Raw genomic sequence first — 17,857 nt, forward strand, 5'->3', positions numbered from 1 at the left:
CCCCGCCTACGCCCGTCCAGGCCGTCGCCCCCCGAGCCACCCCCAGGGAAAGTCGCGCAGTGCCTCCAGGTTCCGCAGGGCCAGGGCCGCCGGCCCCTCCGGTCCCGTCGCCGGTGCGCGCCCCGCCGCCCAGGCCTCGACCGCTGTCCGTACGGCCGCACTGGCCACCGCCGCGACGAACCGCAGCTCAGCGGAGCCGACGAGGCCCGTGCCAACGTTGTCCACGTCCACGGCGCCCCCGCCACCCGAACCCCCCGGCACGCTCCCGCCACCCGAAGCTCCCAGCACTCCCGGCCCTCCCGGCCCTCCCGGCACCCCCACGTCGTCCGCCCCGGCCAAGCCCCCCTCGGGACCCGCGCCCCCGGCGTCGTCCCCGGGTGCCGCCCCTGCCGCCTCGCCACCGTTTCCGCCCCGCACCCGCGCCACCAGCACCTCCCCCAGCCGTCCTTCCCCCTCGTGGCACACCTCCGCCCACACCTTGCCCAGGGCGGGGCTGTGGTCGGTCAGGCGGATCAGGGTGCGGACCAGTTCCCAGGAGGCCGCCGAGATGCCCGCGCCGGGGGTCAGGGTGTGGTGGACGGCGTGGGCCAGGGCCTCGGGGAGCGGGAGGCCGGCCGGGGCCTGTGCGACCGCGTCGGCCCAGCGGTGGGCGCCCGCCGCGTAGAGGGGGGCGACGGCCTCCTCCTTCGTCGCGAAGTAGCGATAGAAGGTGCGGGGGGCGATCCCCGCGGCCTGGGCGATGTCCTCCGCGCGGGTGGCCCGCAGACCGCGTTTCACGAACAGGCCCGCCGCCGCCCGGGCGATCTCCATCCGGGTCGTCGCCTTGCGTCGCTCGGTCAGGGAGGTCGGTGCGGGGGTGGGGCTGCTCACATCGGCAGGCTATGCCCATGTGACACAATCTGCCACCGGCGGGCCACCCCGGGGTTCAGGTCCGGGGTGCCCCGCCCTCCAGCATGCCCGCCTCCATGGAGCGGGCGCAAAAAAGCGAGCCGGGCCCCGGCACCCGGGGGGAGGGTGCCGAAGCCCGGCTCAGGGAGAGTCCCGGCGCCGGGGGGGGGATGTGCGTCGGGACTTGGTTCGGTGGGAACCTGCCGGTTCCGGATGGGCCTGTGCGAAGGGTGAGAGACCTCGAACTCCTGTGCCCTGAAGTCTTGTTCCCGGTGCTTTCGCGGTTAAGCGGCGTCACACAGCCATGTTTGCGCTGTCTTTCGCCACCCGGCGTGCGCGGTGGGCGCCCCGCGCACCCAGCCGCACTCCGCACCCGACACTCCGCATGCACTCCGCACTCGGCCGAATGCCTTACGCCGCCGCCTCGAACCCCGTGTCCCGCGCCAGCTTCTTCAGCTCCAGCAGCGCGTGCTTCTCGATCTGCCGGATCCGCTCGCGCGTCAGACCGTGCTCCTTGCCGACCTCCGTCAGGGTCCGCTCCCGGCCGTCCTCGATGCCGTAGCGCATCTTGATGATGGAGGCCGTGCGCGGGTCCAGGCGGCCGATCAGGTGGTCGAGTTCCTCGCTGCGCAGGAGGGTCAGGACCGACTGCTCCGGGGAGACCGCGGAGGTGTCCTCGAGGAGGTCGCCGAACTGGGTCTCGCCCTGGTCGTCCACCGCCATGTTCAGCGAGACCGGGTCACGGGCCCAGTCCAGGACGTCGATCACACGGTCCGCGTTCGAACCGAGCTCGGCGGCGATCTCCGAGGGCTCCGGGTCGCGGCCGTGCTCGCGGTTGAACTCGCGCTGCACGCGCCGGATCCGGCCCAGCTCCTCGACCAGGTGGACGGGGAGACGGATGGTGCGCGACTGGTCCGCTATCGAGCGGGTGATGGCCTGGCGGATCCACCAGGTGGCGTACGTCGAGAACTTGAAGCCCTTGCGGTAGTCGAACTTCTCCACCGCGCGGACCAGGCCCGCGTTGCCCTCCTGGATCAGGTCCAGGAGCGGGAGGCCGCTGCGGGGGTAGCGGCGGGCGACCGCCACCACCAGGCGGAGGTTGGACCGGATGAAGATGTCCTTGGCGCGCTCGCCGTCGGCCACCAGGGCCTCCAGCTCCTCGCGGGTGGCCTCGGCCTTCGCCTCCTCGTATCCGTCGAGGACCTGTCGCGCGAACACACCCGCCTCGATGATCTGTGACAGCTCGACCTCCTTGGCGGCGTCGAGCAGCGGTGTGCGCGCGATCTCGTCGAGGTACATGCCGACCAGGTCACGGTCGGCGATCTCGCCGGCGTGGGCGCGAACACTGCGTGCCGTGTCGGTCTCGCCGGTGGCGGACTGACGACGGGCGACGGCACGGGTTGCCATGCGTGCTCCCTTGCGATGGTGGGCTGGCGGGTGGTCCTGGACACCGGGCACTCACCTTCGAGTACCACTCAGCACCTTGGTCGGGTGCCCTGCATCTGTTGGAAACAACGACTGGAATCCGGACAGAATTCCCAACCCGTCACCCTATTTTTCTGATCATGCAGTACCCTGTGCGGCTACATAAGGAGGACCTAAGGAGAATCCGATGCCGCCGGAACGTACAGAGGTGCAGGTCAGGCCGGGAGTCGAGGAAGACCTCGAAGCCCTCACCGACATCTACAACCACTATGTACGTGAGACGCCCATCACATTCGACACCGCCGCCTTCACTCCTCAGGAGCGCCGCCCCTGGTTCCTCTCCCACCCTGAAGACGGACCGCACCGTCTGATGGTTGCCACGGATGCGGACACACAGGAAATTCTGGGCTACGCCACATCCAGCCCTTATCGCGCCAAGCCCGCCTACGGGACCTCGGTCGAGACCACCATCTACCTCGCCCCCGGCGCCGGGCGCCGCGGCATCGGCACGCTCCTGTACAAGGCCCTCTTCGAGGCCCTGGCCGGCGAGGACCTGCACCGCGCCTACGCCGGCATCGCACAACCCAACGAAGCGTCCACGCGGCTGCATGAACGCTTCGGGTTCCGGTATGTCGGCACCTACCGGGAGGTGGGCCGGAAGTTCGGCCGCTACTGGGACGTGGCCTGGTACGAGAAGGACCTCTGAGGCAGGCCGGGGCCCCTCCCCCACCGACGCGTCAGCCGAACTGCACCGACCGCTTCGCCATCCCCAGCCAGAAGCCCTCGATCACGGACCTCTGCGTGTCCAGCTCGCCGCCCAGCTCCGCCGCGCCCATCGTCACGAACAGCGGGGCGAAGTGCTCGGTGCGCGGGTGGGCGTAGCGGCCGGCCGGGGCCTTGTTGAGGAAGTCCAGCAGGTCGTCCCAGTCGCGGTTCTCCAGCGCGTGGTGGCCCCAGTCGTCGAACTCCGAGGACCAGGTCGGCACGCCGGGGCCGGTGTGCCGCAGCGCGGCCAGGTTGTGGGTGAAGAAGCCGGAGCCGACGATCAGCACGCCCTCGTCGCGCAGGGGCGCGAGCCTGCGGCCGATCTCCATCAGCTTCACCGGGTCGAGGGTCGGCATGGAGATCTGCAGGACCGGGATGTCGGCGCCGGGGTACATTTCGACGAGCGGGACGTACGCGCCGTGGTCGAGCCCGCGGTCCGGGATGTCCTGCACGGGCATGCCGGGGGCGCGCAGCAGCTTCCGTACGGACTCGGCCAGTTCGGGGGCGCCCGGGGCCTCGTACTTCACCTGGTAGTAGTGCTCGGGGAAGCCCCAGAAGTCGTAGACGAGCGGAATCGTTCGGACCGCGCCGATGGCGAGCGGGGCCTCCTCCCAGTGGGCGGAGACCATCAGGATCGCCTTGGGGCGCGGCAGGTCGGCGGACCACGCGGCGAGCTCACCGGGCCAGATCGGGTCGTCCGCGAGCGGCGGGGCACCGTGGCTGATGTAGAGGGCGGGCATGCGTTCCGTTGCGGCGGCGGACATGATGACTACTCCCAATGATTGAACTCTCAAACTCCCCTACAGAAAACTGTACGTCGCACTTGTTTAATTTTCAAGAAGGGCTCTCGTACTATGGAGTAATGAAGACGGCATCCGTATCCGCCGAAGCAGTGCCGGCGGCAGAAGAAGCGGCCGACGCGGCCCGTTGGCTCACCGAGGAGGAACAGCACATCTGGCGCTCCTATGTGCATGCCACCACGCTCCTCGAAGACCACCTCGATCGCCAGCTCCAGCGGGACGCGGGAATGCCGCACGTCTACTACGGCCTCCTCGTCGGTCTCGCCGAGGCCCCGCAGCGCCGGCTGCGGATGACCCAGCTGGCGGAGAAGTCGAAGATCACCCGCTCCCGGCTCTCGCACGCCATCGCCCGCCTGGAGAAGAACGGCTGGGTGCGCCGGGAGGACTGCGCCGACGACAAGCGGGGCCAGTTCGCGGTGCTGACCGACGCGGGCGTGGAGATCCTGGAGCGGACCGCGCCCGGCCATGTCACCGCCGTACGGCAGGCCGTGTTCGAGCGGCTCACCCCGCAACAGCAGGAGGCCCTCGGCGAGATCATGCAGATCGTCGCCGAGGGCCTGCAGCCGAGCGATGCCGGCGCGGACCTGCCCTGGCTCCGCTGAGCCGCTCACTCAGCAGAACCAGGGCAGATCCCGGAGTCGTACGAGGAAGGCGTCCCCTTCCTCCCTCGTACGGATGGTTTCCGAAGGGGTACGACCGGGCGGTCGCCGTCAGTGGGCGACCACCGGGACGACCAGCTCGTCCTCGGCGCCCTCCGTGGAGCCGGTGACCGCGGTCGAGCCGGGGGTGCCGGCGTTGACCAGGGACACCACGATCACCGCGGCCAGCACCAGCATGCCGACGGCGAACCAGATGGCGTTGGTGTAGCCGTGCACCTGGCCCTGGAGGGCGACCAGCTGCTGCTGCGACTTGGAGGCCGCACCGGCGATGTGGTCCTTGATGTACGCGGTCGTCGCGGACGCGGCGATCGTGTTCAGCAGGGCCGTGCCGATCGCGCCGCCCACCTGCTGCGAGGTGTTGACCATCGCCGAGGCGACACCGGCGTCCCTGGGCTCGACGCCCAGGGTGGCCAGGGACATGGCGGGCATGAACGCCGTACCCATGCCGAGACCGAGCAGGACCATCGCCGGCAGGATCGTCGAGGCGTACGACGAACCGATCTCCAGCTGGGTCATCAGGAGCATGCCGACGGCGGCGACCAGGAAGCCGGGGCCCATCAGCAGCCGGGCCGGGACCCGGGTCATCAGACGGGTGCCGATCTGGGTCGAGCCGACCATCATGCCCGCGATCATCGGCAGGAAGGCGAAGCCCGTCTTGATCGGCGAGAAGCCCTTCACGACCTGCAGGTAGTAGGTCAGGAAGAGGAACGTGCCGAACATCGCGATGATCGCGATACCGAGCGAGAGGTAGATACCGCCGCGGTTGCGGTCGGTGACCACGCGCAGGGGCAGCAGCGGGGCCTTGACCTTGGCCTCGGTGACGACGAACGCGATCAGCAGGACGGCCGACGCGACGAACAGGCCGACGGTCATGGAGTCGCCCCAGCCGTCGGACTCGGCGCGGGTGAAGCCGTAGACCAGCGAGACCAGGCCCAGGGTGGACAGGAGCACGCCGGGGATGTCGAGCGGGTTGCGGTTGCGGCCGCCCTCCGGCTCACGGATGACGAAGTACGCGCCGAGCGCCGCGATGATCGCGAACGGGATGTTGACGAAGAACGTCCAGCGCCAGTCCATGTACTCGGTCAGCACGCCGCCGAGGATGAAGCCGACGGCGCCGCCGCCACCGGCGATCGCGCCGTAGATGCCGAACGCCTTGGCGCGCTCCTTGGCGTCCGTGAACATCACGGCGAGCAGGGAGAGCGCGGCGGGCGCGAGCAGGGCGCCGAAGATGCCCTGGAGGGCACGGGCACCGAACATCATGGCCTCGTTGGTGGCCGCGCCACCCAGTGCGGAGGCGGCGGCGAAGCCGGCCAGACCGACGACGAAGGCGCGCTTGCGGCCCCACAGGTCGGCTATACGACCGCCGAAGAGCAGCAGACCACCGAAGGCGAGGGCGTAGGCCGTGACGACCCACTGCCGGTTGCCGTCGGAGATGCCCAGGTCCTGCTGGGCGGAGGGCAGCGCGATGTTCACGATGGTGGCGTCGAGGACGACCATCAGCTGGGCCAGCGCGATGAAGACGAGTGCTTTCCAGCGGTTGGCGTGTGCGTCGGTATCGCTGACGCCGAGAGCCTTTGAGGCTGTATCAGACATGGGAGTACCCACTTCGGGACTTCGTGACGGAAAAAGGTGTCTTGTGGGGACGGCTCGACCGTGCGTCAACGGCGACGCCCGGTGAGTCGGTGTGGTGACTCGGTCGGTGGTGACTCGGTCGGTGTGGTGACTGGTTCGGAGTTCGGAACTAATCGCAGGGCCGGCGGAGATCCTCCATGGTCACGGCCGTGCCCGGCAGTTCGCTGCGGGCCGGGGCCCGCAGTCCGTCCAGGAACAGCTGCAGATGGCGGTGGACGAAGCGGTCGTTGACACCGCAGTTGGTGCCGGCCGGGGGCCGGCTGAGCTGGGCGACGACGATCATCAGATCGCCCACGCCGACGTCGCCGCGCAGCTGGCCGGCCGCCTTGGCGCGGTCCATCAGCTCCTCGACGATCTGCTCCACGCGCTCGCGTGCCGCTTCGAGATCGGGGTGGTTCTGGTCGAACGTGCTCTGCACCATCGGGCACAGGGCGCTGATCCGCTCGTCGGCGGAGGTGTGCACGAAACGCTCCAGCGCCTCGAAGGCGTCCCCGGTCTCGGCGAGCGCCAGCTCTCCCGCCTCCGACGTCCGGTCCATGACGGAGCAGACGACCTCGCGGACGAGCGCGTCGCGGTCGGGGAAGTTGCGGTACACCGTGGCGTTGCCGACACCGGCCCTGCGGGCGATCTCGTCGAGCGGCACATCGGGGCCGAACTCGGTGAACATCTCCCGGGCGGCGGTGACGATCCGCTCCCGGTTGCGCAGGGCGTCGGCGCGCGGCCGGGTCACCTTGCGCTGCGCGGGGCTCGCGGTCGTCATGGCGGTCACGGTGTCCTCCGTGGACTGTGGTCTCGGGCTGTGCGGTGGTGCTGTGCGGTGGTGCTGTGCGGTCCGGCTGTGTCGCCGGGCTGCCGTCTCGCGATCCGGGGAGTAGGTCCCCGTTTCACTGGAACACCTTCCTAAACGGGGAGACGCTCCCCGGTTATTTCAGGTTGAGGGGAACTTATGGTGTGACCTGAGTCACACCTCCCCCCGGCCCTCTTTCCCGGCCCCCTTCCCGGCCGACCCCACGTTCGGAGTCCTCCAGCGAGCGCCCGCGCACCCCGCGACCGAGGGTGAGCGAAAGGGCGCAGCCAGCCATCGTCGGCTGCCATGGACGAAGGGCCCGTGCATGCAGCTGACCCGTCGCATACGCCCGCGCCGTGTGGCCGCCCTCGCGACCATCACCGCCCTGACCCTCGCGGTCAGCACCTCGGCCGGCACCGGGCATCCGACGCGGGGCGCCGCCACGGCCGGAGCGGGCCCGATCGCACTGGCCCGCGGCTCGGCGTTCGGCCCCTGCATGATCAGCGGCAACCGCGCCGTCCAGATGTCGGAGGGCGTGCCGACCAACGCCGGCTACTCCCGCTCCACGGGCACCGTCCACGCCCTGACCCTGATGATCGACTTCCCGGACGTGCCGGGCTCCGGTGACGCGCTCGACCGCTACCGGGAGTTCTTCCCGCAGACCGAGAAGTGGTTCCGCACCGCGTCCTACGGCCGCCTGGACTACCGCGCCGAGACCCCGATCCCGCACTGGCTGCGCATGCCCAAACCGTTCAGGGCGTACGGCATAGAGCGCGGTGCCCCCTTCGAACCCGGCTACCGCGAGCTGGTCCAGGACATCGTGAGCGCGGCCGACCCGAGGGTCGACTTCCGGGACTACGACTTCCTGAACGTCCTGGTGACCCCGAACGCGGGCCCGTCCGCCCTCGACACGGTCCTCTCCGTCACCTTCGCCGGCAACACGGAGGCCCCCACCGCCGACGGCGTCCCCGTCGCCAACGCCTCCTTCGTGTACTCGCGTCAGGACGACGGCTCCGGCTCCTACGACAGGACCGGCTACCGGGTCCTCCCGCACGAGAACGGGCATGTCTTCGGCCTGCCCGACCTCTATACCCAGGAGGGCGGGGGCGCGGTCGGGCACTGGGACATCATGAGCGAGGACTGGGGGGCCAACAACGACCTGCTGGGCTGGCACAAGTGGAAGCTGGGCTGGCTGGACGCGAACCAGGTCGCGTGCGCGTCGAGGCAGGGCACGGCGTCGTACCTGCTCACCCCGCTGGAGCGGGCGGGCGGCCCGAAACTGGTCTTCGTCCCGCTGAGCGGCCGCACCGGATACGCCCTGGAACTGCGCACCCACGAGGGCAACGACGAGGCGGTGTGCCGGCCGGGGGTGCTGATCTACAAGGTCGACGCGGACGTGGACACGGGAATGGGGCCGGTTAACGTCTACGACTCCCAGCGGGACAGCGGCGGCTGCACCCGCAGCCCCAACGTCCACGCGGAACTCTCGGACGCCCCTTTCACCCCGGGCGAGGTCTTCAAGGACCCGAAGAGGGGGATCCGGATCGAGGTGACGGGGGTGGATCTGGCGGGGAACTACCGGGTGCGGGTGGAGCGGCGGTGAGGGGTGTTCCACGGGCGGGCACGGGGCGGGCCGGGCGGGGTGCGGTGCGCGGCGGTGAGGGGGCCGGCCGTCGGTGTGCGGGTGCGGGTGCGGGTCGGTAGGGGCTGGTCGCGCCCGCGCGGCACAGCCGCGGATGTCACGGCCCCGGGGCCCCTGGGGGGTTGCGGGCGGCGGCCTGTGCTCGGAAGGGACGGGGGTGGGTGGGGGTCGGCGGATTACCGTAGGGCTGGCCCGACCCTCGTACCGGAGAAACGATGCCCGCGAACCCCGCTCTCGACGCCGCCCTCGCCGCTGTGCCGGCCGAGGCGGTCACGCCGTTGATCCGTGGGGTCGCCGTGCTGCACCGGCTGACGGAGGCGGGAGGCGAGTTGAGTCCGAGCGCGCTGGAACGGGCCACGGGGCTCGCCCGTTCCACCGTCGACCGGATCACCTCGACGCTGGCCCGGATGGGATACGTCCGGCTGGACGGCCGCGATGTGATCCTCACCCCCCGTCTGATGGAGCTGGGCAACGCCTATCTCGCCGCCCTCCGCCTGCCCGCCCTCCTCGACGCGCGTGCCGACCGGCTGGCCGACGAACTCGACGAGTCGGTGTCCCTGGCGGTCGCCGACCGCGACGGCATCCGCTTCATCCACCAGGCCACCCGCCGCCGCGCGATGTCCCTCAGCTTCCGCATCGGCGATCTGCTGCCGGCCGAACGCACCGCGCCCGGCGCCCTGTTCGCGACGGAGTGGGGTGAGGAGGAGTGGCGGGCCTGGCGGGAGCGCCGGGCGGCGGACCCGCGGGACATCGCCTTCCCCGCCGTACCGCCGAGGCAACTGCCCTCCGACGACGAGGAGTTCGAGCGGGCGGTGCGCGGTGCCGCGGTGAACGGCTGGGCGCTGGACGACCAGTTGATCGAGCCAGGGCTGGTGGCGGTGTCGGTTCCGGTACGGGACCCGCGCACCGGACGCATCGCCTGCGCGGCCAATGTCGTGAGCCACACGAGCCGGCACACGCCGGACGGCCTGCGGGAGACATTGCTGCCTCGCCTGCGGACGGCGGTCGCGGCGATGGAGGACGATCTGCGGGAGCCGTCCTCCCCTCCCGCGCCGCCGCCCTCCGACCTGGCGACCTGGACCGGGGCGTCGAAGCAGGAGCTGGGGCGGGAGTTCGTGGAGTCCCTGGCCAGGGGGCTGACGGTGCTGACCGCCTTCGGCGAGGACCGCGCGGCCCTGACCCTGACCCAGGTGTCCCAGGCGACCGGCCTCGCACGGGCCACCGCACGCCGGGCGCTGATCACCTACGAGCACCTGGGACTGGTGCGGGCGCGGGACCGCGTCTTCGAACTGACGCCCAGGGTACTGGGGTTGGGCTTCCCGCCCCTGTCCCGGATCTCCCTCCCGGAGATCGCCTCCCCGCACATGGCCGAACTCTCCGAGCGCGTCCATGAGTCGACGTCCCTGTCGGTGCTGTCCGGCACCGAGATCCAGTACACGGCACGGGTCGCCACGGGCCGGATCATGAGCGTGAACATCACGGTGGGGACGCGGTTGCCGGCGTACGCCACGTCGATGGGGCGGGTGATGCTCGCGGACCTGGCCGAGGAGGACCTCGGGATGGGCCCGTTGCGCGCGCTGACCTCGCACACCGTCACCGACCCGGCGACCCTGTCCCGCGTACTGGACGAGGTCCGCGCCCGCGGATACGCCCTGGTCGACGAGGAGTTGGAGGAGGGCCTCCGCTCGATCGCGGTACCGGTCCGGGACCGCACGGGCCGGGTGGTGGCGGCCCTGAACGTGGCCCTGCACGCGTCCCGGCGGTCGGTACCGGAGTGCGAGCACGAGCTCCTGCCCGAGCTGAGGGCGACCGCGGCCCGGATCGAGGGGGATCTGGGGGTGGCGGGGAGGTTCACCCGGGTGGGGGTGGTGTGACGGGGGGCAGTAGGTGCGGCGCCCGCACCCTGAGAATGCCGAAGACCTCCTCCTTCGCCAGGCCACGCAGTTCCGCCAGGAAGGCGGGGTCCACATGGCCTTCCCTGGCCCAGATGCCGCCGAGGGACTCGGCGCTGTGCTGGGCCAGGACGCTGTTGAAGTCGCCGTCCCGGACCGCCCTCATCAAGGCCTCTTCGACGAGGGGCCCGGAGAGGAACTCCAGATCCGACGCCGCGTCCTCCCGATCGTCCTCGCGCGCCGTGGGGTCCTCCAGGAGACGGACCAGCAGCACCGCGCGCTCGTCGTCCGGGATCGTCGGGTCGGCCCACGCCGGCCCCGGCGACGAGACCGTCGCCGGGGCCTCGGTGGTACCGCTGGGCCGGTCCTTCTTGAGCAGCCTCGCCAGCCAGCTTCTCATCTAGAACAGATCCTCGATCCCGTTCACGAGTGTCTCGCCCATACCGCTGCCGACCACACCGCCGACGACACCGCCCACGACACCGCCGACGACACCGCCGACGGCTGTTCCGGCAGCCGGGATGACGGAGCCGAAAGCGGCGCCCATTTCCGCGCCGTACTCGGCGCCGACGCCCGCACCCACGAGCCCGCCGGCCAGGCCGGCCCCGTCGTGGACCGCCGTCTGTGTGCGCTCGCCACTGGGTGCCGTCGCCACATCGTAGATGTCGTAGGCGACGGCCCCGGCCAGCACCAACCTGCCGCCGACCTTGGCGGCCGACCTGAGGTCGATGTTGCCGCTGGGAGCCCACGGTTCGTCCAGGGGGATGTGCTTGAGGTTGGCGTCCGGTGTGCTCGACTCGGGCACCAGATCGCTCTTCGCCCCCTTCTGGCCCGTGAACGGGTTGGTGTACTCACCCTCGGTGGCCGTCCGCCCGGTGAACCTCGGGAACTGACTGCCCCCCTGCAGTCCGGACGTGGTGCTGGCCTCGAACTTCAGCTCCATCATCCACTTGAAGTTGCCGTCGCCGTCGACGTAACCCCACTTCTCGACATTGCTGTTCGGCTTCAGCGACCAGCCCTGGCTGCGGGCCCAGTTGCGCAGCCACTTGGCGTTGCGCTGGGCGTTGCTGAGCCGGGGCAGGATGTTGGTGGCGGCGTTGACCCCGGCGCCCGAGCCGTTGACGAAGACGGACGTCAGCTTCGTGGACTTCTTGTCGCCGCCGCCGGTCGACTTCGTCTTCGGCTTCGAGCAGGGCAGTGAAATGTCGTAGAGGCACGTGCCCTGCGTACCACCCGGGTCAAGTCCCGCGGGGTCGCTGAAGTTCGTCGGGTTGTTGCCGGAGTAGGTGTACGGGTTGTTGGTCTCCGGGGCGTACGGCGTGTTCACCGGGTCGGTGGACAGGAAGCGGCCGAGCGACGCGTCGTACATCCGCGCGCCCAGGATCGACAGCCCCGTGGAATCGTCCTCCGCGTTGCCCGTGAAGCCGCGGTCCATGGCGGCCGGCAGGGCGGTGGAGCCACGCTGCTTGCCGAAGGGCAGATAACGGCGTCGGGTCACGATGCCGCCGGCCGCGGTGATCATGAGTTGGGTGGAGGCCTGGGCGTCGTTGAGCAGCCAGGTCAGTGCGCCGTTCGCGGAGCCGTCCGCGACACGCACGGCGACCGCCGTGCCGTCCGCCGAGTAGTAGCGGCTGGCCTTCGCCGAGCCCGTCGGCGTCTTGTGGATCTCGTGGCCCTCGAGGTAGAGCACCTTCTCGCCCGGAGCGTTGCGCAGGAGCACATTGCCGCTGGCGTCGTAGACGTAGCTGGTCGTGTTCGAGCCCGTGACCACGGACGACACCTTGTGCAACGGCGACCAGTGGACCGCGGAGGCCACCCCGTTCACCGTACGGGAGTCCATCTGGCCGGCCTTGTCGTACCCGTAGGTGTCCGTGCCGGTCGGTGTGACGACGCTGGTGACGCCGTGCGGCTGGGCCGCGCCCGGGGTGTAGCTCTGCTGGTCGGCGGAGTAGCCGGGGTAGACGTAGTCGCGGACGGTCGATCCGCTCGACGTGGTGGACGTCTCCTTCTGCAGGTTGCCCAGGCCGTCGTAGGTGTAGGCCAGCTGGTACGGGTCGTTGGTGCTGGTCAGGTCAGGGGTGAAGGCACCGGTGCAGCCGGTCGAGACCGCCGTCGTCCATGCCTGGGTGAGGCGGTTCAGCTCGTCGTACGTGAAGCACTCGTGCTGACCGGTGATCTTGTCCGTTCGGTCGGTGATCTGCCCCGACGCGTCTCGGACGTAGTCGTCGTTCTGCACCGGGGTGCTGCCGGCCTTGCTGGTCGTGGAGGTGACGTTCTTCAGCCAGCCGGTGCCGGTCGCGTCGTCGTAGGTGTAGCTGCGGCGCGCCGTCACCGGGGTGTTGGCGGTGTCGCTGCTGCTGCCGTACGTACGCCCCGAGAGACGGCCCACGGTGTCGAAGTCGGTCGCGTCCACATACGTCGCCAGCGGGCTGGTCAGCTTGTCGACCATGCCCAGGCTGTCGTAGCCGGTGGTGACCGTCTCCGCCTTCAGTCCGCCGATGGCCGGGTAGTCGACGGCCGTGCGGTGGTCGGCCTGGTCGTAGTGGTAGACGAAGTCGTAGCCACCGTTCAGGCCGGCGCCGTCACCCGCGTTGGGGATGGTGACGGTGGTACCGGTCTGACGGCCACGGGCGTCGTAGCCGTCGACGGACTCGATGAAGGCGTTGCCCGCGCTGTCGTACGAGGTGGCGGAGGCCAGTTCGCCCTTGCCGCCGGTCGCCGTGTCGTACTTCATCTCGGTCAGCAGCGTGCTGCCCTGCTTGACCGTCGTCGGGCGCTCCAGGTTGTCGTAACCGTAGGAGAGGACTGTGCCGTTGGCGTCGGTCGTCGTGAGCTGCTGGCCGTTGTCGTCGTAGACCGTGGAGGAGCCGCCCGCGTCGGGATCCGTCGTCGTCAGGCGCTCACCGAGCCAGTTGTATGTGTAGGTGGTGAGGTTGCCCTTGGCGTCGGTGATCTTCGAGAGCTGACCGCTGCGGGTGTACTCGTATGTCGTCGTATACGTCGAGGGGCCGAACTCGACCACCTTCGACACCTGGCCGTACACGTCGGTGTACGTGTTCGTGCGGTCCCCCACCGAGGGGACGGTGGTGGTGTAGTCGCCGTGGTAGTTGGTGATCGTCTGGCCCTGGATCTGCGCATCGCCGTCGACCAGGATCCGTGACTGGGTGGTCCGGCCGGCGTAGTCGATGAGCAGGTCCGTGTACGACGGCAGGCTCGCCACGGTCGGCAGCACCATCCCGCTGCCCGACGCGGAGCTGTTGTAGAACGCCGAGGACGTGCCGGTGACGTTGCCGGAGGTGTCGTAGCGGGTCGCGACCACCGTGCGGCCGGTGCCGCCCGGCGCCGGGCTCTGCGTCTCACGGGTGCGGCCGAGACCGTCGTAGTAGACGTGGCTCACGACATCGGTGGTACCGGTCTGCAGGGTCTTGCTGGTGACGAGCGCGGGGCCGGTGACGAGCGTCGGCACGCCGTCGGAGTTGGTGGCCGTCGGAATGTCGTACGAGAACGCCATCGACGGGTGCCCGTCGGGGTAGTTGGCGATCTCCGTGGGCTTGAAGACCTGGGAGAGGCGGCCCACGGAGTCGTCGACGATACGGGTCTGGTTGCCGTTCGCGTCGACGATCTTGTACGGGTTGCCCCACAGGCGCGAGTACCAGGTCGTGGTCGTCTGCGCCGTCTGAGCGCCGCTGCCGTCCGGGTCGGGCGAGGTGACGACGACGCCGTCGGTGGGCCAGGCGTTGTTGGGCGAGTTGTAGACGGTGGTGGTGACGTTGCTCTTTCCGTCACTGGAGGACTTCACCCGGCCCGCCGCGTCATAGCCGGTCGTGGTGGTGCGGGCGTGCGAGGCCGTGTCGTAGGAGAGGGCCTTGGTGATGTTGCCGTCGGTCGGCTTGTCCGAGGCCACGTCGGTCGCGTTGTCGTACAGGTTCACCTGGTACGCGTCGCGGTTGGCGTCCGTACGGCTCGCGCAGTCGGAGCTGTGGTGGATGGTCTCGTCCGGCAGCACCATCCAGCGCTGCACCTTGGAGTCGGTGAAGTAGTCGGTGTTGTAGGCGCGTCCGTAGACGGTGCACCGGTTGTCGTCGACGTTCACCTCGCCCCAGTCGTTGGTGCGCAGCGGCAGGCCGTACTTGGCGCTGGTGGCGCTGGTGGCGTCGTACTGGTCCTCCACGACGTGGTCCCGCCAGCCCGAGGAGACCAGCGTGGACGTGGTCGTCTTCGTCTCGCGCACGAAACGCGCGTCCGGCAGGCCGTCGTAGACCGCGGTGTCATGGACCCAGTAGTCGTGGAAGACGCGCTGGTGGGAGCTGCCCGCGCCGTCGCGCCGGCTGGTCTCGATCACCTTGCCGCGCAACCATGCGCTGTCGGTGTAGGAGGTGCCCTGGCCGTCCGTGACGGTGACGTTGCGGGTGGCCGAGGAGTCGGTCTTGGAGGTGCGGTCGCCGTCCATGCCGCGGTAGAGCCAGTAGTAGGTGGAGGCCGCGTTGGACTTGGTGCCGGTGTGCACCTCGACCTGCTGGTAACCGCGCCAGTCCGTCCACGACTCGTCGCTGTCGGGGGTCAGCGGGTCGTTGGGGAACGCCCAGGCGGGCTTGCCGTTGTAGTCGTACGTGGTGGTCATGACCGGGTCACCGTCGTCGCCGGCGCCCTTGCCGACGCCGGGGTCGGCTTGGACCTTCGTGACGAGGTACTTCTTGAACCAGCCGGTGGTGGAGGAGGTCTTCCCCTCCGGTGTCCAGGACTGCTTGAAGCAGTCCTTGTCGTTGCTGGACTCGGTGGGCAGGGCGTCCGAGGTGCAGGCGTTGGCGAAGCCGTAGGAGACGTTGACGAACGAGCCCAGGTCGCCGTGGACCTGGTTGACCCTGCGGAAGTTCAGCAGGCTCGAACCGACCTGGTTGTCCAGCCACTCGCCGTTGAAGTTGATCGTCGGCAGGGTGATGTCGGGACCGTCGCCGTATCCCTTGCGCTGTACGTAGTCCAGCCACAGCTGGCTGCCGATGGTGCCGTCGGGGTTCGGCAGCCCGTACTTCATCTGGTACTGCATCGCCGGGTCCCACGTCATCTGCGACTCGACGGTGTTGGTGTCGGAGCCGCGGACGTAGGTCTTGATGTCCCACAGCATGTCGGTGTTGAAGAACGTGGGAGACGCCGTCTGGCCGGTGATCGACTTGCAGTCGTCACCCGTGTTGCACATCAGGTCGGTCGGCACGTCGGGATACGAGGACGGGCTGGTCCAGATCGACGGGCAGGCGCCGGGGTCGTGGGCCAGCGGGTCGTCGGTCATGCGCTGCGTGCAGCGGCCCACGTGGCTGAGCTCGACCTTCGCCGGCAGCTGGGCGCCGGACAGCTGGGACGCCCAGCCGTACTCCACACGCACCAGGTAGGAGGCGGCGTCGTAGCCGCGGGCCTTGTCGGTGTTGATCCAGGAGCGGTAGCGGTTGGCCTGCTTCTCGTAGAAGTAGGTGTTCTCCACCTCGTTCCTGTCCACGACCCAGTCGAGGTTCCAGCGCCAGGCCTGGTCACAGGGCTCGGGGAACGTGGCGTGGCAGGGCTCGCCGGCGTCGTTGCCCGCGACCGGCACGGTGAGCACGGAGTGGGTGTAGACGTCGGTGCCGTTCTGCACCTTGTCACGCTCGCTGCGCCCCCACCCGAAGTAGTAACGCGTGCCGTCCTGGGCGGAGATGACCCAGTACTCGTCGTCCGCGCCGTGCCCGCCGCTCAGGTGCTGCACCCGCCAGCCGGGGTCGTCCTGGAGGTGGTACGAGCCGGTGCCGGTGTCGTCCTGGACCAGGTTGGAGGTGTGGCCGTTGAAGTTGATGACGTACATCGCGCCGTCCGGCTCCTTGGCCGAGTTCGGCGAGTCCCAGCAGAGGTCACCGACGGTGGAGATGCCGTCGGTGCGGCAGGGGCGGTAGCGGCGCTCGATGTAACCCGGGTCCAGGTCCCAGCCCAGGCCCGCCTGGCCGGCCTGGGTGTTGGCGGCGGAGGTGAGGGCGTCGACCGTCTGGGAGTTGTACGACAGCGACAGATCCGGCGCCTCGCCCGTCGGCGGCTTCGGCACCTGGATCGGCAGGGAGTAGCTGAAGCCGCCCGATCCCGGCGACACGCTCCACGAACCGGAGGTGCTCAGCGGCGTGGCCCGGTAGTCCCCCGCGTCCGACGAGGACCCGGACGCCACCGCGTACACCGACGCCGAGGAGGCGGCGGACGCCTCCAGCGCCGCCGACCGCGCCAGTTGCGTCGACACTCCCGAGGCAACGTCGTCCGGCAGGAGGTGGCCCGAGGGGTCGGCATCCGCCTGGACGGTCGCTGTCAGGGTGCCGTTCGCGACGTCGTTGACCGCCTTCACCAGCTTGCGATCACCCGGTGAACACCCCTTGGCCTTCGGTGTGGTCAGCGCGCACGCCGGGAGCTTCACCAGCCGCAGCCGCGAGGCGAAGTTGCCGCCGTAGGCGTTCTTGAAGCCCGAGTAGTCCAGCGTGACGCGCACCAGGCCGGCCGTTCCGACGCCGTCCTTGCGGGTCAGCCGGACGCCCAGCCCGACACCGCCCGCCGGGGCCACCGCCTTGCGGTCCAGCACCTCGACGTCGACCGAGGCGGGCGCCGCCGACTTCGCCTTCGCCGCGCCCGAACCGCCCAACAGCCCCGCATCCGGGGCCTTGTTCAGCAGGTCGCGGTAGGGGGCCGGGCCCACGGACACCACGGCTGCCTTCGCGTCGGCACTCGTCCCGGCCGCGTCGACCACCGCGCCGGAGGGTGCCACCGCCAGGGCCTTGCCCGGCTTGACGCCGTCCAGGTTCACCAGGGCGCCGGTCGGCTTCGGCCAGGTGGACTTGGGCGGTTTGGTCGGCGTGGGATCCGAACCGTCCCTGCGGACGGCCGAGGCGGCTCGCGTCGGGACCGCCGGGGTCCGCTCGAGGCGCGACGCGGTCGACTGCGACAGAGCCAACGCCGGCGCGCCGGACAACAGACCGGTCACCAGGACGCCGGAAACGACCAGCCCCAGGCTCTTCCACCGCGACACCATCGCGAACCCCCCACCAGACATGGCACGTGGCAGCGACAAAGCCGGCCCCGCCCCCGGAAACCTCACAAGACGCCCTGGCCGACCTGTGTCTCTCTGGAAACCCGCGCAGGTCGGTCACAAGACCGGAGCGGAACTTAACCAGGAGCAAACATCTAGGGAAAGATCAACGAAACGGACATTGAACGCCAGATCAGATCAAGCCCCGGCAGAAGCAATTACGTGACATGCGTCACACGCGCCGTCTGCACGGAACGGTCAACAATCCGGGCTGGCGTCACCGGATCACCTGATGCTTCAATCCCCCCTCACAACCAAGGAGAAGCTCCCAGGGGGGAAGAAG

The 17,857-nt window shown here is 69.8% G+C and carries 11 protein-coding genes; 4 read left to right on the forward strand and 7 right to left on the reverse strand.

Features of this window, described 5'->3' with window-relative positions:
- Nucleotides 1-6: 6 nt before the first annotated feature.
- Nucleotides 7-810 carry a TetR family transcriptional regulator gene (locus ABZT17_RS04020; protein ID WP_356343389.1) on the reverse strand — a complete coding sequence of 268 codons (804 nt, stop codon included), beginning with the start codon at nt 808-810 and terminating at the stop codon, nt 7-9.
- Between the two features lie 489 nt (nt 811-1,299).
- The gene (locus tag ABZT17_RS04025) at nt 1,300-2,295 is read right to left on the reverse strand and encodes a sigma-70 family RNA polymerase sigma factor (RefSeq protein WP_356343358.1); all 996 of its coding nucleotides are present in this window, start codon (nt 2,293-2,295) and stop codon (nt 1,300-1,302) included.
- A gap of 205 nt (nt 2,296-2,500) precedes the next feature.
- Between ABZT17_RS04025 and ABZT17_RS04030 the strand changes: the two genes are divergently transcribed.
- Nucleotides 2,501-3,019, forward strand: coding sequence for an N-acetyltransferase family protein (locus ABZT17_RS04030; protein WP_356343360.1), 519 nt, complete (start codon nt 2,501-2,503; stop codon nt 3,017-3,019).
- Between the two features lie 31 nt (nt 3,020-3,050).
- Here ABZT17_RS04030 and ABZT17_RS04035 read toward each other — a convergent pair whose 3' ends face one another.
- On the reverse strand, nt 3,051-3,842 hold the full coding sequence (locus ABZT17_RS04035) for a class III extradiol ring-cleavage dioxygenase (RefSeq protein ID WP_356343362.1): 792 nt from the start codon (nt 3,840-3,842) through the stop codon (nt 3,051-3,053).
- Between the two features lie 98 nt (nt 3,843-3,940).
- Between ABZT17_RS04035 and ABZT17_RS04040 the strand changes: the two genes are divergently transcribed.
- Nucleotides 3,941-4,480, forward strand: coding sequence for a MarR family transcriptional regulator (locus ABZT17_RS04040; RefSeq protein WP_356343364.1), 540 nt, complete (start codon nt 3,941-3,943; stop codon nt 4,478-4,480).
- A gap of 108 nt (nt 4,481-4,588) precedes the next feature.
- Here the strand turns inward: ABZT17_RS04040 and ABZT17_RS04045 are convergent, their stop codons facing one another.
- Both ABZT17_RS04045 and ABZT17_RS04050 read right to left on the reverse strand, forming a co-directional pair.
- Nucleotides 4,589-6,130 (reverse strand): MFS transporter, encoded by a 1,542-nt coding sequence (locus tag ABZT17_RS04045; RefSeq protein ID WP_356343366.1) that lies wholly within the window; start codon nt 6,128-6,130, stop codon nt 4,589-4,591.
- Between the two features lie 148 nt (nt 6,131-6,278).
- A complete protein-coding gene (locus tag ABZT17_RS04050; RefSeq protein WP_356343368.1) occupies nt 6,279-6,929 on the reverse strand; it encodes a TetR/AcrR family transcriptional regulator in 651 nt (216 codons plus the stop codon).
- Nucleotides 6,930-7,281: 352 nt separating this feature from the next.
- On the opposite strand from ABZT17_RS04050, the gene ABZT17_RS04055 reads away from it, so the two are divergent.
- Nucleotides 7,282-8,559: a M6 family metalloprotease domain-containing protein gene (locus ABZT17_RS04055; RefSeq protein ID WP_356343370.1), complete on the forward strand. Its 1,278-nt coding sequence runs from the start codon at nt 7,282-7,284 to the stop codon at nt 8,557-8,559.
- 254 nt (nt 8,560-8,813) lie between these two features.
- Nucleotides 8,814-10,472, forward strand: coding sequence for an IclR family transcriptional regulator C-terminal domain-containing protein (locus ABZT17_RS04060; RefSeq protein ID WP_356343373.1), 1,659 nt, complete (start codon nt 8,814-8,816; stop codon nt 10,470-10,472).
- Here the strand turns inward: ABZT17_RS04060 and ABZT17_RS04065 are convergent.
- Entirely contained in the window at nt 10,450-10,890 is a 441-nt protein-coding gene (locus ABZT17_RS04065) for a hypothetical protein (RefSeq protein ID WP_356343374.1), read from the reverse strand. The two genes, ABZT17_RS04060 and ABZT17_RS04065, sit on opposite strands and share 23 nt — an antisense overlap.
- Nucleotides 10,891-17,517, reverse strand: a complete 6,627-nt coding sequence (locus ABZT17_RS04070) for an RHS repeat-associated core domain-containing protein (protein WP_356343376.1) — start codon at nt 17,515-17,517, stop codon at nt 10,891-10,893.
- Nucleotides 17,518-17,857: the final 340 nt, after the last annotated feature.

The sequence above is a fragment of the Streptomyces sp. NPDC005648 genome (assembly GCF_040605395.1).
Taxonomy (GTDB): Bacteria; Actinomycetota; Actinomycetes; order Streptomycetales; family Streptomycetaceae; genus Streptomyces.

What these genes read in the sequence shown, in the direction of transcription:
- ABZT17_RS04025 (WP_356343358.1), bottom strand. Translation starts at nt 2,295, where the DNA reads ATGGCAACCCGTGCCGTCGCCCGTCGTCAGTCCGCCACCGGCGAGACC.
- ABZT17_RS04050 (WP_356343368.1), bottom strand. Translation starts at nt 6,929, where the DNA reads ATGACGACCGCGAGCCCCGCGCAGCGCAAGGTGACCCGGCCGCGCGCC.
- ABZT17_RS04040 (WP_356343364.1), top strand. Translation starts at nt 3,941, where the DNA reads ATGAAGACGGCATCCGTATCCGCCGAAGCAGTGCCGGCGGCAGAAGAA.
- ABZT17_RS04035 (WP_356343362.1), bottom strand. Translation starts at nt 3,842, where the DNA reads ATGTCCGCCGCCGCAACGGAACGCATGCCCGCCCTCTACATCAGCCAC.
- ABZT17_RS04070 (WP_356343376.1), bottom strand. Translation starts at nt 17,517, where the DNA reads ATGGTGTCGCGGTGGAAGAGCCTGGGGCTGGTCGTTTCCGGCGTCCTG.
- ABZT17_RS04045 (WP_356343366.1), bottom strand. Translation starts at nt 6,130, where the DNA reads ATGTCTGATACAGCCTCAAAGGCTCTCGGCGTCAGCGATACCGACGCA.
- ABZT17_RS04055 (WP_356343370.1), top strand. Translation starts at nt 7,282, where the DNA reads ATGCAGCTGACCCGTCGCATACGCCCGCGCCGTGTGGCCGCCCTCGCG.
- ABZT17_RS04020 (WP_356343389.1), bottom strand. Translation starts at nt 810, where the DNA reads ATGGAGATCGCCCGGGCGGCGGCGGGCCTGTTCGTGAAACGCGGTCTG.
- ABZT17_RS04065 (WP_356343374.1), bottom strand. Translation starts at nt 10,890, where the DNA reads ATGAGAAGCTGGCTGGCGAGGCTGCTCAAGAAGGACCGGCCCAGCGGT.
- ABZT17_RS04060 (WP_356343373.1), top strand. Translation starts at nt 8,814, where the DNA reads ATGCCCGCGAACCCCGCTCTCGACGCCGCCCTCGCCGCTGTGCCGGCC.
- ABZT17_RS04030 (WP_356343360.1), top strand. Translation starts at nt 2,501, where the DNA reads ATGCCGCCGGAACGTACAGAGGTGCAGGTCAGGCCGGGAGTCGAGGAA.